The 15,398-nt window shown below is 68.1% G+C and carries 12 protein-coding genes and 1 pseudogene; 5 read left to right on the forward strand and 8 right to left on the reverse strand.

Annotated features, from left to right (window positions below; genetic code table 11):
• The 6 genes and pseudogenes from ACDP63_RS15860 to ACDP63_RS15885 form a co-directional block, all read right to left on the reverse strand.
• A pseudogene (locus ACDP63_RS15860) lies at window positions 1-335 on the reverse strand (IS5 family transposase); the annotation flags it as partial.
• 68 nt (window positions 336-403) lie between these two features.
• Window positions 404-1,033: an FMN-binding negative transcriptional regulator gene (locus ACDP63_RS15865; RefSeq protein WP_024844918.1), complete on the reverse strand. Its 630-nt coding sequence runs from the start codon at window positions 1,031-1,033 to the stop codon at window positions 404-406.
• Between the two features lie 107 nt (window positions 1,034-1,140).
• Entirely contained in the window at window positions 1,141-3,459 is a 2,319-nt protein-coding gene (locus tag ACDP63_RS15870; protein WP_409928281.1) for an aldehyde dehydrogenase family protein, read from the reverse strand.
• Between the two features lie 2 nt (window positions 3,460-3,461).
• Window positions 3,462-4,406: a deoxyribose-phosphate aldolase gene (gene deoC / locus ACDP63_RS15875; RefSeq protein WP_024844920.1), complete on the reverse strand. Its 945-nt coding sequence runs from the start codon at window positions 4,404-4,406 to the stop codon at window positions 3,462-3,464.
• Window positions 4,407-4,409: 3 nt separating this feature from the next.
• On the reverse strand, window positions 4,410-5,069 hold the full coding sequence (locus ACDP63_RS15880) for a DUF1523 family protein (RefSeq protein WP_409928277.1): 660 nt from the start codon (window positions 5,067-5,069) through the stop codon (window positions 4,410-4,412).
• 10 nt (window positions 5,070-5,079) lie between these two features.
• A complete protein-coding gene (locus ACDP63_RS15885; protein WP_024844922.1) occupies window positions 5,080-5,361 on the reverse strand; it encodes a hypothetical protein in 282 nt (93 codons plus the stop codon).
• 104 nt (window positions 5,362-5,465) lie between these two features.
• On the opposite strand from ACDP63_RS15885, the gene ACDP63_RS15890 reads away from it, so the two are divergent.
• The 5 genes from ACDP63_RS15890 (at window position 5,466) to ACDP63_RS15910 (ending at window position 11,059) form a co-directional block, all read left to right on the forward strand.
• Window positions 5,466-6,734 (forward strand): acetylornithine deacetylase/succinyl-diaminopimelate desuccinylase family protein, encoded by a 1,269-nt coding sequence (locus ACDP63_RS15890; protein WP_028710481.1) that lies wholly within the window; start codon window positions 5,466-5,468, stop codon window positions 6,732-6,734.
• A gap of 68 nt (window positions 6,735-6,802) precedes the next feature.
• A complete protein-coding gene (locus tag ACDP63_RS15895; protein ID WP_024844923.1) occupies window positions 6,803-7,096 on the forward strand; it encodes an FtsB family cell division protein in 294 nt (97 codons plus the stop codon).
• A gap of 228 nt (window positions 7,097-7,324) precedes the next feature.
• Window positions 7,325-8,356, forward strand: a complete 1,032-nt coding sequence (pdhA, locus tag ACDP63_RS15900; protein WP_024844924.1) for a pyruvate dehydrogenase (acetyl-transferring) E1 component subunit alpha — start codon at window positions 7,325-7,327, stop codon at window positions 8,354-8,356.
• A gap of 12 nt (window positions 8,357-8,368) precedes the next feature.
• Window positions 8,369-9,739, forward strand: a complete 1,371-nt coding sequence (locus ACDP63_RS15905) for a pyruvate dehydrogenase complex E1 component subunit beta (RefSeq protein WP_024844925.1) — start codon at window positions 8,369-8,371, stop codon at window positions 9,737-9,739.
• A gap of 12 nt (window positions 9,740-9,751) precedes the next feature.
• Window positions 9,752-11,059 (forward strand): pyruvate dehydrogenase complex dihydrolipoamide acetyltransferase, encoded by a 1,308-nt coding sequence (locus ACDP63_RS15910; protein ID WP_024844926.1) that lies wholly within the window; start codon window positions 9,752-9,754, stop codon window positions 11,057-11,059.
• 107 nt (window positions 11,060-11,166) lie between these two features.
• On the opposite strand, the gene ACDP63_RS15915 is transcribed toward ACDP63_RS15910, so the two are convergent.
• Window positions 11,167-14,223, reverse strand: coding sequence for an efflux RND transporter permease subunit (locus ACDP63_RS15915; protein ID WP_024844927.1), 3,057 nt, complete (start codon window positions 14,221-14,223; stop codon window positions 11,167-11,169).
• Window positions 14,220-15,386: an efflux RND transporter periplasmic adaptor subunit gene (locus ACDP63_RS15920; RefSeq protein ID WP_024844928.1), complete on the reverse strand. Its 1,167-nt coding sequence runs from the start codon at window positions 15,384-15,386 to the stop codon at window positions 14,220-14,222. The genes ACDP63_RS15915 and ACDP63_RS15920 overlap by 4 nt, the downstream gene beginning before the upstream one ends.
• Window positions 15,387-15,398 lie beyond the last annotated feature (12 nt).

Genomic DNA, 15,398 nt, shown 5'->3' on the forward strand with positions numbered 1-15,398 from the left:
CCTCAAGCCCCCGTTTTGCGAGGTCGCATCTGCGTGGACCTTGGAAATGGTGGCATCGACCAGCACATATTCGAAGTCGGGATCGGCGCTCAACTCCCTGAAAGGACGCTCCCAGACCCCGGCGCGGGACCAGCGGCGGAACCGGGTGTAGACGCTCTTCCAGTGCCCAGTTCCGGCGGCAGGTCGCGCCAGGGCGAAGCACCTCGTGCCAACCACAGGATCGCGTCGATGAACAGCCGATTGTCCGCAGCGCTGCGGCCCCGATCACCAGCCTTGCCGGGCAACAGAGGCCCGATCCGTTCCCATTGCTCGTCTGTCAGCGTCCGCCTGCTCAAGATCGCCTCCGTTTTCGATCTTGAAACAGAACTCAGACAGTATGGGAATCCTTAAATGAAGGCGGCGCCTAGGCGTCCTTTGGCCGCCGCCTTGCCATCGCTTCGGCCATCGCCTCGCGCCCGCTGGCCCGCAGCCCCGCAATGGCCCCGTGATAGTCGCGCGCCTCGCGGTTCTGGCTCAGCTTGGATTTGGCCAGCGTCCGGCGGATCGCGATGCGGAAGGCGACGATTCCGGCCAGCATCTGCTGCATGTAATCGGCCGGTGCATCGGCCATGCGCCAGGCCTCGGCGCCGTTCACCCGCCGTTCGTGGCTGCGGGTCAGCAGGCCGACCGCCGCGCGCTTGGCATGCTCGTCATGCTGGAAGGCGATGCCGCCATGGACATGGACCACCTGGTAGTTCCAGGTCGGGACGTGGCGGTGATGCTCGGGCTTGGTCGGGTAGAAGTTCGGCGAGACATAGCCGTCCTCGCCGCGAAAGATCGCCAGCACCTCCTGGCCCTCGGCGATCAGCCGGTGCATGTCGTTGGCCAGGGCCACATGGCCGATCAGCGTGCCGCCGGGACCGGCCAGCAGCGGGACATGGTTGGCGATCAACCCCTCGGAGGTCTGCGCCACGATGCAGGCCAGGGGCGACGCCTCGATGAGGGCGGCGATCTCCTGCGGGTCGATCTCGTGGAAATGCGGCGGGATATACATGGGCGCTTCCGGTGCTGGGACCGCCCGAGCTTGCCCGCCGGGCGGGCGGATGACAACGCCCTCCGTCCGCCACGGTCGCCCCGCCGGGGCAGGGCCAGCCCGATGACCTAATAGGCCGTGCTGCCGGTGCCGGCGGGAAGCGCGCCATAGGGCAGCCAGACGGTCTTGGTCCGGCTGGCGGCGCGCAGGAACTCGCGGCCCTGCGCCTGCGGATCGCTCCAGTCGCGCGGCGCCGGGGCCCAGACCGGGATCAGGGTCTCGGCCGCGGCGCGCTGCACCTCGGCCAGCCCCTCGCCCTGGCCGGCATGCCAGATGGCCGAGACGCCGTCATGGCCGGCCAGCGCCCGCGCCAGTTCGTCGCGCGGGCCGGTGACGATATTGACCACGCCGCCCGGCACGTCCGAACAGGCCAGCACCTGCGCCAGCGTCAGCGCCGCCATCGGTCGGTCCTGCGACGGGATCGCCACCACCGCATTGCCCATGGCGATGGCCGGCAGCACCAGCGCCATGAAGCCCGCCAGCGGCGCGGCGGTGGGCGCGACCAACCCCATGACGCCATGCGGCTCGGGCTGGACGTGGCACAGGTGGCCGGGCTTGGCCGAGACCGTCGCGCCGTCGTATTTGTCGGCGAAACCGGCATAGAAGAAGCAGCGGCGGATGGCGGCATCGACCTCGGCCGGGCTGGCGTAACCGGCAAATTCCGCGCGACGCTGCGCCAGGTTCTCGGCCAGGAAATACAGCACCTGCGCCCGGCCGTGCCCGCCCAGGCCCTGCCATTTCGCCAATGCCGATTGCGCCGCCTCGACCGCATTGCGGATGTCCTTGCGGTTGCCCAGCGGTACCAGCTCGTCCTGTGCGAAGTAGCTCGTGCCGCCGTCCGGCCGCTTCTGCGCACCGCCGATATAGAGCTTGACGGTGCGGTCGATCCCCGAGCCCTTGGCCGGGACGATCTCGGACGGCGCCGGGTCGCGCTGCGCGGCGACGGGGACGGCCAGATAGTCCAGCATCCCCTCGCGCCCGCCCTCGCGGCCATAGCCCGAATCGCGCATGCCGCCAAAGGGCGCGGCGGCATCGAAGAGGTTGGCGCAATTCACCCAGACCACGCCGGCCTTGATCCGCGCCGCCATGTCGGTCGCCACCGTGGCGCTTTCCGACCAGACCGAGGCCGCCAGCCCATAGCGGGTATTGTTGGCCAGGTCGGCAGCCTCGTCCGGAGTGCGGAAGGTCGAGAGCGTGGCAATGGGGCCGAAGATCTCCTCGACCATGCCGGGATTGGCGGGGGCGATGTTTCGCAGATAGCCCGGCGCGATGAAGCAGCCCGGCGCCGCCGTTCCGCCGACCAGTTCCGCCCCGGCGGCGGTCGCCCGGTCGAGGATGCGCAGGATGCGGTCCTTTTGCACCGGGTCGACGATGGCGCCGATATCTGTGGACTTGTCGAGCGGCGCGCCAAGCCGCAGCTTGCCCATCCGCGCCCGCAACAGCGCCTCGAACCGCGCGGCGACCGATTCGGCAACCAGGATGCGCGAGCCGGCGCAGCAGACCTCGCCCTGGTTGAACCAGACCCCGTCGACCACGCCCTCGACGGCGGCGTCCAGGTCGGCATCCTCCATGACCACGAAGGGTGACTTGCCGCCCAGTTCCAGCACCAGCCGCTTGCCCGAGCCGGCGACGGCACGGGCGATGCCGCGCCCGACCTCGGTCGAGCCGGTGAAGGCGATCTTGTCCACCGGGGCCGCGACCAGCGCCGCGCCGGTCTCGCCGTCGCCGGTGACGATGTTGACCACCCCGGCGGGCAGGCCGACATGGGCGCAGATCTCGGCAAAGACCAGCGCGGTCAGCGGCGTGTATTCGGCGGGCTTCAGCACCACGGTATTGCCGGCGGCCAGCGCCGGCGCCACCTTCCAGGCCAGCATCAGCAGCGGGAAATTCCACGGGATGATCTGGCCGCAGACGCCCAAGGGGCCGTGGCCGGGAAACTCGGTCTCGGCCAGTTCGGCCCAGCCGGCATGGTGGTAGAAATGCCGCACCACCAGCGGCACGTCGATGTCGCGGCTTTCGCGGATCGGCTTGCCGTTGTCCAGCGTCTCCAGCACCGCCAGGAACCGCTCGCGCTTCTGGATCGTCCGGGCGATGGCATAGAGGAAGCGCGCCCGCACATGGCCGGGCATGGCGCCCCAACCGCGCTGCGCCCGGCGCGCGGCACGCACCGCCTTCATCACGTCGCGGGCGGTGCCCTGCGTGACCTGCGCCAGTTCCTCGCCGGTCGAGGGATCGCGGCTGGCGAAGGTCTCGCCCGGCCGGGTAAATCGCCCGGCGATGAAATGGCCGAAGCGGCCGCGTTCGCGCAGCCAGTCGCGGACGGCCGAGGCATCCTCGGGCGCGGGGCCGTATTCCATGCTTTCCATGATCTCGCTTACCTTCGGCATCATCACCCCGCGGCCAGACGATGGGCGGCAGCATAGCGCCCGGTGACGTGATGGGAAATCTGCCGCTCGATATCGGCCAGAAGCGAGCTGGCGCCGATGCGGAACAGATCCGCCCGCAGCCAGTCGCGGCCCAGTTCCTCGGCCATCAGCACCTGCCAGTTCAGCGCGTCCCTGGCGGTTTTCAACCCGCCGGCCGGCTTGAAGCCGACGGAAAATCCGGTCCGATCGCGATAGTCTCGGATCGCGCGCAGCATGACCAGCGACACCGGCAGCGTGGCATTCACCGGCTCCTTCCCGGTCGAGGTCTTGATGAAATCGGCGCCGGCCTGCATGGCGACATGGCTGGCCTTGGCGACATTGCCAAGGGTCTTGAGCTCGCCCGTCGCCAGGATCGCCTTCATCCGGGCATGGCCGCAAGCCTCGCGCATCTCGCAGATCTCGTCGTAAAGCGCCGCCCATTCGCCGCGCAGCACCAGCGCGCGGGAAATCACGATGTCGATCTCATCCGCGCCCTGGTCCAATGCATAGCGGATCTCGGCCAGCCGCAGGTCCAAGGGCATCAGCCCGGCGGGAAAGCCCGTCGCGACCGAGGCAACGGGGATCGCCGTGCCCTGCAAGGCGCGTTTCGCCGCCGCCACCATGGTCGGATAGACGCAGACTGCACCGGTGGTCAGATGCTCGCCCCCCAGCGCCGCCAACTGGCCGGCATCGACCGGCTGGCGCGCCTTGGCGCAAAGCCGCGCCACACGGTCGGGCGTGTCGTCGCCCGCCAGCGTGGTCAGGTCGATGCAGCGCACCGCGTTCAGAAGCCAGGCCGCCTGCCATTCCTTCTTCAGGCTGCGGCGCGCGGTCAGGCTTGCGGCGCGGCGCTCGGCCGCCGGGGTGTTGACCTGGATGGTCTCGAACCAGTCGAGGCTGAAATCCGTGCCGGGGTTCTTGCGCTCCATCGCTCAGCGCCCCCGCAGCCCGTCCCACCAGCGCCGCATGCGCCCGCGCGCCCGGTCGCGGGCCGCGTCCGCCCGGGCGTCGAGCCGGTCCCAGGCCTCGTCGGCAGAGCGCACGGCAGGGTTGATCGTCCGCTCGCGGAACTGGTTCCACATGCGCCAGAGCAGGAACAAGAGCGCCCCCAGGATCAGCAGGATGATCTGCGCCGCCCAGTTGAAGGGCTTCACCTCGGGCCCCGCCACCGGCTTGATCGAGATGGCGTTGGGATAGACCGAGAGCCAGGCGATGCGCCAGCCGTAAGAGGTCACGCTGACCCATTCCGGGCTGGTCGCGGTCGAGCGCAGATCGGTCGCCTGCGCATGCAGGTTCGAGCTGTCGTATTTGAAATAGGGCGGCCAGATCCAGCCGGTATCCTCGTTGCGATAGACATAGGGCTTGCCGTTCGGCCGTACCGTGTCGATGAAGCGCACGTCGCGCTGGCCCTGGGCGTTCTGCACCGTGCCGGTATCGGGCGAGGCATAGAAAAAGGCATTCGCGCCGATATCCGTCAGCCGGTTGTAGGTGTTGGTGATGCGGACCGTCTGCTTCGAGGGCAGCGTGTAATCCAGGAACAGGAAGACCACGATCCCGAAGATCACCCCAAGGACGGTCAGGAACCAGCGCATCGGCGCCCCCTCAATTGTAGTTCACGATCACGATGATCACGATGATCGCGACCACCGGCAGGACCAGCACCAGCCCGACGAGCCGCGCCCGCAGGGTCTTGCTGAAGCCCACCATCGAACGCCGCACGAACTCGGCGCGTTCCGGGCTTGGCCCCGCGCGCTCGGGGTGGCGGCGATCCCATTCCTTTTCAAGCTCTTCCCGGCGCAGGCTGCGGATATAGATCCAGATCAGCGCGTAAAAGACCAGCTCGACGACCAGGACCATGCCGATCAGGCGAAGAAAGGCGATCATCGGGCAGACCCTGGTTGCGAAAATCCTGCCCCATGGAAGGCCCCCGCGCCGCGACTGTCAATGACCCCATTGCCGCGCCGCCGCGCCCGGCCTAGCCTTGCGCCATGGACGCCCTTGCCCTCGAGATCGAAAACCGCCGCGACGACCTGGTCCGCCTGACCCGGGATCTGATCCGCATTCCGACGCTGAATCCGCCGGGCCGCAACTATCGCGAGATCTGCGAATACCTGCAGGCGCGGCTGGCGCCGCAGGGCTGGGCCTGCGAACTGATCCGCGCCCATGGCGCGCCGGGCGACAGCGAGGCCTTTCCGCGCTGGAACCTGGTCGCCCGGCATCGGGGCGGCCCGCCCGGCGACTGCGTGCATTTCAACAGCCATCACGACGTGGTCGAGGTTGGCCACGGCTGGAGCCGCGATCCCTTCGCCGCCGAACTGGAGGGCGGACGCATCTATGGCCGCGGCGCCTGCGACATGAAGGGGGGCTTGGCCGCCAGCATCATCGCGGCCGAGGCTTTCGTCGCGCTTTACCCCGACCATCCCGGCCAGATCGAGATCAGCGCCACCGCGGACGAGGAATCGGGCGGCTTCGGCGGCGTGGCCTACCTGGCGAGCCAGGGCGCCTTTGCCCATGTCGGCCATGTCATCATCCCCGAGCCGCTGCACAAGGACCGCATCTGCCTGGGCCATCGCGGCGTCTGGTGGGCCGAGATCGAGACGCATGGCCGCATCGCCCATGGCTCGATGCCCTTCCTGGGCGACAGCGCCATCCGCCACATGGGCGCGGTGCTGGAAGAAATGGAGCGCACGCTGTTCCCCCTGCTGATGAGCAAGCACACGGAAATGCCGGTGATCCCCGAAGGCGCGCGGAACTCGACCCTGAACATCAACTCGATCCACGGCGGCGAGCCGGATCACGGCCCGGACTTCACCGGCCTGCCGGCGCCCTGCGTCGCCGACCGCTGCCGCATCGTGATCGACCGCCGCTTCCTGATCGAGGAGGAACTGTCCGAGGTCAAGCGCGAGGTCACGGCGCTGCTGGAAAAGGTCAAGGCGGCGCGCCCCGGTTTCACCTACGAGATCCGCGACCTCTTCGAGGTGATCCCCAGCATGACCGACCGCGAGGCGCCGGTGGTGCGCTCGACCGCCGCCGCCATCGAACGGGTGCTGGGCCGCGAAGCCGGCTACGTGGTCAGCCCCGGCACCTACGACCAGAAGCATATCGACCGCATCGGCAAGCTGAAAAACTGCATCGCCTACGGGCCCGGCGTGCTGGACCTGGCGCACCAGCCCGACGAATGGGTAGGGGTGGACGATATGCGGGATTCCGCCCGGGTCATGGCCCTGGTGCTCGACGACATCCTGCGCGGCGCTTAGGGGATTCCCCCGACGGGCCGCCTGTGGCATGATCGCCCGAAACAGCCGAGCAGCCCTATGATCCGTGCATGACCCAACGCCTGTCGATCAGCGCCATCATCTTCTTCGTCGTGATGATCCTTCTGGGCGTCTATTTCGCCTATGCGGCGGTGCAGGGCCCATCCGGCATCCTGCGCCGGGTGCAGTTGCAGGCCGAAACGCAGGAACTGGTCCAGCAGCGCGATAAGCTGCAGACCGAGGTGGACCGGATGCGCAACCTGGCGCGGCGCCTGTCGGACGAATATCTCGACCTCGACCTGCTGGACGAACGCGCCCGCGACGTGCTGGGCCTGGTGCGCGCCGACGAGATCATCATCCGCTGAATGCCAGGCCACCAGGCCCGGCCCCGTCATTCACCGTTTCCCAAATACCCATGCACCCGCGCCCCAGGACGCGGCGACGCCCCCTTGCGCGCCTCGACTATTTCCCCAGCGCAGGCGGCTTTCCGCATCTGCCCTCTGGACGGATGCACGAGTCCGGTTTACTTCCCCCGAAAGCTTCGCCTAGAATTAGTTTAACGCTGAACTATCCCCGCCCCGAGGAGGAGGCCCATGGTCAGAAAGCCCGCAGCCAAGCAAAGCACGCCCAACGTGTCCAAGGATGAGCTGCTTCAATACTACCGCGACATGCTGCTGATCCGGCGATTCGAGGAAAAGGCCGGCCAGCTTTACGGCATGGGCCTGATCGGCGGCTTCTGCCACCTCTATATCGGCCAGGAGGCCGTCGTCGTCGGCCTCGAAGCCACGGCGAAGGAAGGCGACAAGCGCATCACCTCCTATCGCGACCACGGCCATATGCTGGCCTGCGGCATGGAAGCCCGCGGCGTGATGGCCGAGCTGACCGGACGCATCGGCGGCTATTCCAAGGGCAAGGGCGGCTCGATGCACATGTTCAGCCGCGAGAAGCATTTCTACGGCGGCCACGGCATCGTCGCGGCGCAGGTGCCGCTGGGCGCCGGCCTCGCCTTCGCCGACAAGTACCTGGGCAACGACAACGTCACCTTCGTCTATTTCGGCGACGGCGCCTCGAACCAGGGCCAGGTCTACGAGACCTACAACATGGCCGAGCTGTGGAGCCTGCCCGTCGTCTTCGTCATCGAGAACAACCAATATGCCATGGGCACCTCGATGAAGCGCTCGACCAAGTCGACCACGCTCTTCGGCCGGGGCGAGGCCTTCGGCATCAAGGGCGAGCAGGTGGACGGCATGGACGTGCTGGCGGTCAAGGCCGCGGGCGAAAAGGCGGTGGCGCATTGCCGCGCCGGCAAGGGGCCCTACATCCTGGAAGTCATGACCTATCGCTATCGCGGCCATTCGATGTCCGACCCGGCGAAATACCGCACCCGCGAGGAAGTGCAGAAGATGCGCGACGAGCGCGACGCGATCGAGCACGTCCGCGAGCTGCTGCTGCAAGGCCAGCATGCCTCCGAGGAAGACCTCAAGGCCATCGACAAGGAGATCAAGGACATCGTGAACGATTCCGCCGAGTTCGCCAAGGACAGCCCCGAGCCGCCGCTGGAGGAGCTCTGGAGCGACATCTATGCCCAGGAAGTGCCGCAGGGCGGCGCGGAACAGAACGCCTGAGGGGAGGGAACCATGGCAACCGAAATCCTGATGCCCGCCCTGTCGCCGACCATGGAGGAAGGCACGCTGGCCAAATGGCTGGTCAAGGAAGGCGATAGCGTGAAATCCGGCGACATCATCGCCGAGATCGAGACCGACAAGGCCACGATGGAGTTCGAGGCCGTGGACGAGGGCATCCTCGGCCGGCTGCTCATTGCCGAGGGCACCCAGGGGGTCAAGGTGAACACCCCCATTGCGGTCCTGGTCGAAGAGGGCGAATCCGCCGATGCCGCCCCGGCACCGAAAGCCGAGCCCGCACCCGCCGAGGCCAGGGCCGAGGCTCCGTCCGCTCCGGCGCAGGCGGCCGCCCCTGCCCCGACCCCGGTCGCGGACCAGTCGCCCGACTGGCCGGAAGGCACGCCGATGAAGACCATGACCGTGCGCGAGGCCCTGCGCGAGGCCATGGAAGAGGAAATGACCCGCGACGAGACCGTCTTCCTGATGGGCGAGGAAGTCGGCGAATACCAGGGCGCCTACAAGATCAGCCAGGGCCTTCTGGACAAGTTCGGCCCGCGCCGCGTCGTCGATACGCCGATCTCGGAAATCGGCTTTGCCGGCATCGGCACCGGTGCGGCGCTGGCCGGGCTGCGTCCCATCGTCGAGTTCATGACCTTCAACTTCGCCATGCAGGCCATCGACCATATCATCAACTCGGCCGCCAAGACGCTTTACATGTCCGGCGGCCAGATGGGCTGCCCGATCGTCTTCCGCGGCCCGAACGGCGCCGCCGCCCGCGTGGCGGCCCAGCACAGCCAGGACTACGCCGCCTGGTATGCGCAGATCCCCGGCCTCAAGGTGGTGATGCCCTATTCGGCGGCCGACGCCAAGGGCCTGCTGAAACAGGCGATCCGCGACCCGAACCCCGTGATCTTCCTGGAAAACGAGATCCTCTACGGCCGCAGCTTCGAGGTGCCGGATCTTCCGGATTTCACCGTTCCCTTCGGCAAGGCCAAGATCGTGCGTCCCGGCCGCGACGTGACCCTGGTCAGCTTCGGCATCGGCATGGTCCATGCGCTCGAAGCCGCCGAGAAGCTGGCGTCGGAAGGCATCGAGGCCGAGGTGATCGACCTGCGCACCCTGCGCCCCATCGACTACGCCACGCTGATCGAATCGGTCAAGCGCACCAACCGCTGCGTGACGGTGGAGGAGGGCTTCCCGGTCGCTTCGATCGGCAACCACCTCTCGGCCCATATCATGGAAAACGCCTTCGACTATCTCGACGCGCCGGTGATCAACTGCACCGGCAAGGACGTGCCCATGCCCTATGCCGCGAACCTTGAAAAGCACGCGCTGATCACCTCCGACGAGGTGGTAGCGGCGGTCAAGAAAGTCACCTACCGTTAAGGAGCGAGCGAGATGCCGACAGAAATCCTGATGCCCGCGCTTTCTCCGACCATGGAAGAGGGCACGCTGGCCAAATGGCTGGTCAAAGAGGGCGACGAGGTCAAATCCGGCGACATCATCGCCGAGATCGAGACCGACAAGGCCACGATGGAGTTCGAGGCCGTGGACGAAGGCAAGCTGGGCAAGATCCTGGTGGCCGAGGGTACGGCGGGGGTCAAGGTGAACACCCCCATCGCCGTGCTGCTGGAAGAGGGCGAATCCGCCGATGACATCGGCGCCGCCCCGGCGGCCAAGGCGGAAGCTAGGCCCGAGGCGGCGACAGCCGAAGCCGCCCCGGCAGCGACGGCCGCCGCCGTCGCCCCTGCCCCGGCCGCGCCGAAATCGGCGGCGGGCGGGCGCATCTTCGCCTCGCCGCTCGCCCGGCGCATCGCGGCGGAAAAAGGCATCGACCTTGCCGGCGTGACGGGTTCCGGCCCGCATGGCCGCATCGTCAAGGCAGATGTCGAAGGCGCCAAGCCCGGCGCGGCCAGACCCGCCGCCACTGATGCCCCGAAAGCCGCCGCTCCTGCCCCGGCGGCCGCAGCCCCCGCCAGTCCCTCCGCGGAAACCATCCTCAAGCTCTATGCCGACCGCGAGACCGAGGAGGTGGCGCTGGACGGCATGCGCCGCACCATCGCGGCCCGCCTGTCGGAAGCCAAGCAGACGATTCCGCATTTCTACCTGCGCCGGTCCGCGAAGCTCGACGAGCTGATGAAGTTCCGCGCCATGCTGAACAAGCAGCTGGAATCGCGGGGCGTGAAGCTGTCGGTGAACGACTTCATCATCAAGGCCTGCGCCTTGGCCCTGCAAGAGGTGCCGGATGCGAACGCGGTCTGGGCCGGCGACCGCATCCTCAAGCTGAAACCGTCGGATGTGGCCGTCGCCGTGGCCATTGAGGGCGGGCTCTTCACCCCGGTCCTGAAGGACGCGCAGCAAAAGACGCTATCCGCCCTCTCGGCCGAGATGAAGGATCTGGCCAACCGCGCCAAGACCAAGAAGCTCGCGCCCCACGAATACCAGGGCGGCAGCTTCGCCATCTCCAACCTCGGCATGTTCGGGATCGAGAATTTCGACGCGGTGATCAACCCGCCGCATGGCGCGATCCTCGCCGTCGGTGCCGGCATCCAGACCCCGGTGGTCGAGAATGGCGAGGTGGTGGTCCGCAACGTCATGTCGATGACCCTCTCGGTCGACCACCGGGTGATCGACGGCGCGCTCGGCGCCCAGCTGCTGGAGGCCATCGTCAGGCACCTGGAAAATCCCATGGGCATGCTGGCCTGAACCCGGCCGCCAGGAACGAAGAAAAGGGGGCCCCCACCGGCCCCCTTTTTCTTTCTTGTCCAAATATCCCGCGGGGGTCCGGGGGCGCGAAGCCCCCGGCAGCGGCCTCACTCGCCGGCCGGCTCCGGTGCCGCGTTCAGCCCGATCCGCCGCCGCAGCCAGCGCGCCACTCGCACCTGCCCGCCATGGATGACCGAGAACAGCGACGGCACGAACAGCAGCGACAGCAGCGTGGACAGCAGCAGGCCCCCGATCACCGCGATGGCCATGGGCGAACTGAACTCGGCCCCCTCACCGGTGCCAAGGGCCGAGGGCACCATGCCCGCGGTCATGGCGATGGTGGTCATCACGATGGGCCGGGCGCGCTTGTGCACCGCATCCAGGATCGCCTCGCGCTTCTCCACGCCGCGGTCTATGGCGCTGACCGCGAATTCCACCAGCATGATGGCGTTCTTGGTCACGATCCCCATCAGCATCAGGAAGCCGATCACCACCGCCATGCTGATGGAATTGCCGGTCAGGAACAGCGCCAGGATCGCGCCGCCGATGGCCAGCGGCAGCGACATCAGGATCGAGACCGGGGTGACGAAATTGTGAAACAAGAGCACCAGCACCACATAGGTCAGCAGCACGCCCGAGATCATCGCCACGGTGAAGGCCTGGAACACCTCGGCCATGATCTCGGCATCGCCCGAGGGCTGGATCTCGGTCCCGGCCGGCAGCTCGACCCGGTCCTGCAGGGCCGTGACCTGGGCATTGACCGGCCCCAGCAGCGCGCCGCCGGCCAGATTCGCCGAAACCGTCGTGCGATAGCGCCGGTCGTAGCGCCCGATCTCGGTCGCCCCGGCCGAGATCGACACATCCGCCACCGCCTCCAGCGGCACCTGCCCGGCCGAGCTTGGCACCCGCAGGTTGCGCACCGTCATCAGGTCGCGCCGGGCGGACTCGTCCAGCCGCACCATGATCGGGATCTGCTTGTCGCCGGTGTTGAACTTGGCCAGGTTCGATTCCGTGTCCCCCAGCGTCGCCACCCGCAGCGTCGTCGCCAGCGCGCTTGCCGTCACGCCCAGCTGGGCCGCGACCTCGGGGCGGGGATGGACCTGGATCTCGGGCCGTTGCAGGCTGGCCGAGGATGTCACCCCCTCCAGCGTGGACAGGGTCTTCATCGCCGCCATCAGCCGCTCGGCCGCCTCGGCCGCGCCTGCCTCGGTATCGCCCAGCACCGAAATGGACAGGTCGGCATTGCCCTCCTCGTTCTGGAAATTGATCCGCAGGTCGGGGATCTGCGACAGGTCGCGCTTCAACTCGTCCTCGATGGCGAAGCTCGATCGCTCGCGCTCTTCCTTGGGGCCGTAATTGACCATCAGCTTGGCCTTGGCCACGTCGTCCTCGCCGCCATTGACGAAGACCGAGCGCACTTCGGGCACCGCCTTGATGCGCGCCGAGATCATCCTTGCCACGGCTTCGGTTTCCGACACCGTGGCGCCCGGCGGCAATTCGATGCTGATCTGGCTGCGGCCGACATCCGAGGCCGGGATGAACTCGGTCGGCAGCAGCGTGGCGGAAAAGATCGAGCCGGCAAAGACCCCCAGCCCCATCAGCAACGTCAGCCCGCGATGGCGCAGCGTCCAGCGCAGCACCGCCATCAGCCTCCGCAGCACCGGTCCGTCGCGCTCCTCGGCCAGCCGCGTGTTGTCGCGCAGGAAATAGGCCGCCAGCATCGGCGTGATCAGCCGCGCCACCAGGAGCGAGAACAGCACCGAAACCGCGACGGTCAAGCCGAACTGCTTGAAATACTGGCCCGGAATCCCGCCCATGAAGCTGACCGGGGCAAAGACCGCGACGATCGAGAAGCTGATGGCGATGACGGTCAGGCCGATCTCGTTCGCGGCCTCCATGCTGGCCTCATAGGCGGGAACGCCCATGTTGATGTGCCGCACGATGTTCTCGATCTCGACGATGGCGTCGTCGACCAGGATGCCGGTGACAAGGGTGATCGCGAGCAGGCTGATGCCGTTCAGCGTGAAGCCCAGCCAATGCATGACGAAGAAGGTCGGGATGATCGACAGGGGCAGCGCCACGGCGGCGATCAGCGTCGCGCGCCAGTTCCTCAGGAACAGGAACACCACCACCACCGCCAGCGCCGCGCCCTCGTAGAGCGTCTCCATGGTCGAGTGATAGCTGCCCGAGGTATAGGTCGTCGCATCGTCGATCAGGGTGATGCGGGTGCCGGGGTTGCGGGCCTCGATCTCGGCGATGCGGGCCTTGGTGCCGTCGCCGGCCTCCAGGTCCGATTCGCCGCTGGCGCGGAAGACGCCGAAGGCCACCACCGGCTGGCCGTCGAGCAGGGCGAACTTGCGTTCCTCGCTGGCGCCGTCGGTGACGCTGCCCAGCTGGTCCAGCCGCACCGTGCGCCCGCCCCCGATCAGGATCGGCGTCGCGGCCAGCCGGGCCACGTCGCCCGCCGATCCCAGCGCACGGATGGAATATTCCGTGCCGGCCAGGTCGCCGCGCCCGCCGCCCATGTCGATGTTCTTGGCCCGCAGCTGCTCCGAGATCTCGGCCGCCGTCAGCCCGAAGGCCATGATGCGATGCGGGTCCAGATCCACGTTGATCTGCCGGTCGGCGCCGCCGATGCGGGTGATGCTGGCCACGCCCGGCACGGTGGAGAGATCGCGCGACACCACGTCGTCGACGAAATCCGACAGTTCCTCGATGCTCATGCCGGGATTGCTGACGGCATAGGTCAGGATCGCCATGCCGCTGATATCGATGCGGTGGATCAGCGGCTCGACGATGGATTCGGGCAGGTCGGCGCGGACATTGGCCACCGCGTCCTTGACATCGTTGACGGCGCGGTCGGTATCGGTCTCCAGCTCGAACTCGACATAGATGCGGGCCGAACTGTCGGTCGCAGAGGAGGTGATGTGCCGCACGCCGGTGATCGAGGCGATGGAATCCTCGATGGGCTGGATCACCTGCCGGGTCAGTTCCGAGGGCGCGGCACCCGGCTGGCTGACCACCACGCTGACCAGCGGCAGGTCGATGTTCGGCATGGCCGTCACCGCCAGCCGGCTGAAGCTGTAAAACCCCATCAGCATCAGCACCAGGAAGATCGCGATGGGTGGCACCGGATGGCGTATGGACCAGGCCGAGAAGTTCATGGCGCCGCCCGCACCTGGTCGCCGCTGCGGAAGAAGGCGCCGGCGCGGGCCACGACCGTCTCGCCCGGCGCGACGCCTTCCAGGATCTCGCGCCGGCCCTGCCAGATCAGCCCGCCGCGGACCTCGCGCGTCTCGATCCGGCCGTCCTTGACCACCTGCACCCGCTCGCCCGAGGCATCGGCCAGGACGGCTGACGCAGGCACCGTCACCGCCTGCCGCCGGTCGGTGATGATCCAGCCGCTGGCGAAAAGCCCGGTCCGCAACCGCGGATCGGGGTCCAGCGCGATGCGCGCCGGCCCCAGCCGCGTCACCGGATCGACGGCGGCCGGCACCAGGCGCAGCTGGCCCTGGACGCGGCCAAGGCCCGCGACCTCGATCTCGGCGGCATCGCCGGGGTGTAGCTGGCTCAGCGCGGTCTCGATCACATCGGCCTCCAGCTCGACCTCGCCGCCAGCAATCAGGGTGAAAAGCGGCTCGGCCCCGCCGCCGGGAATGGCGCCCAGCCGCACGGTGCGGGCCACCACCAGCCCGTCGACCGGGGCGATGATGCGGGCATGGTCCAGGTTCAGCTGCGCGATGCGCCGCGCCGCATCGGCCTGCGCCAGGGCGGCACGCGCCACGCCCAGCCCGTCCGAGGCCGAGGCCGCAGCCGCGCGCGCCGAGGCCTCGGTGGCGACGGCCTGGTCCAGCACCGCCTGGCTGGCATTGCCGCTTTGCCGCAGGCTGCGGGTGCGCTCCAGCGCCGCAACCGCCTGGGTCAGGCTGGCCTGGGCGCTGGCGATCTGGCTTTCGGCCTGGCTGATCCCGGCCTCGGCGCGCTGATATTCCGCCTCGGCCTGGGCCAGTTGCGCCGACAGCACCTTATCGGACAGCCGCGCCAGCACCTGCCCGGCCTGGACGCGGTCGCCGACCTCGGCCTTGATGCCGGTGATCTCGTGTCCCGAGACGAGGGCATGGACCTGCACCTCCTGCCGGGCGACCAGTGACCCCGAGACCGGCACCCGCGCCTCGATCCAGTCCTGCCGGGCGGTGGCCAGCGTGACCACCGGCAATTCGGGTTGCTCGACGGCACCCGCCGTCTCGGCCATGACCTTGCCGCCCGGCCCCAGGGCCAGGGCCAGGGCCAGCACCGCGATTCGGGTGATCCGGCAGGCTGCCGTCATCGTCCCCTCCAA

The sequence above is a fragment of the Paracoccus sp. P2 genome, assembly GCF_046335115.1.
Taxonomy (GTDB): Bacteria; Pseudomonadota; Alphaproteobacteria; order Rhodobacterales; family Rhodobacteraceae; genus Paracoccus; species Paracoccus pantotrophus.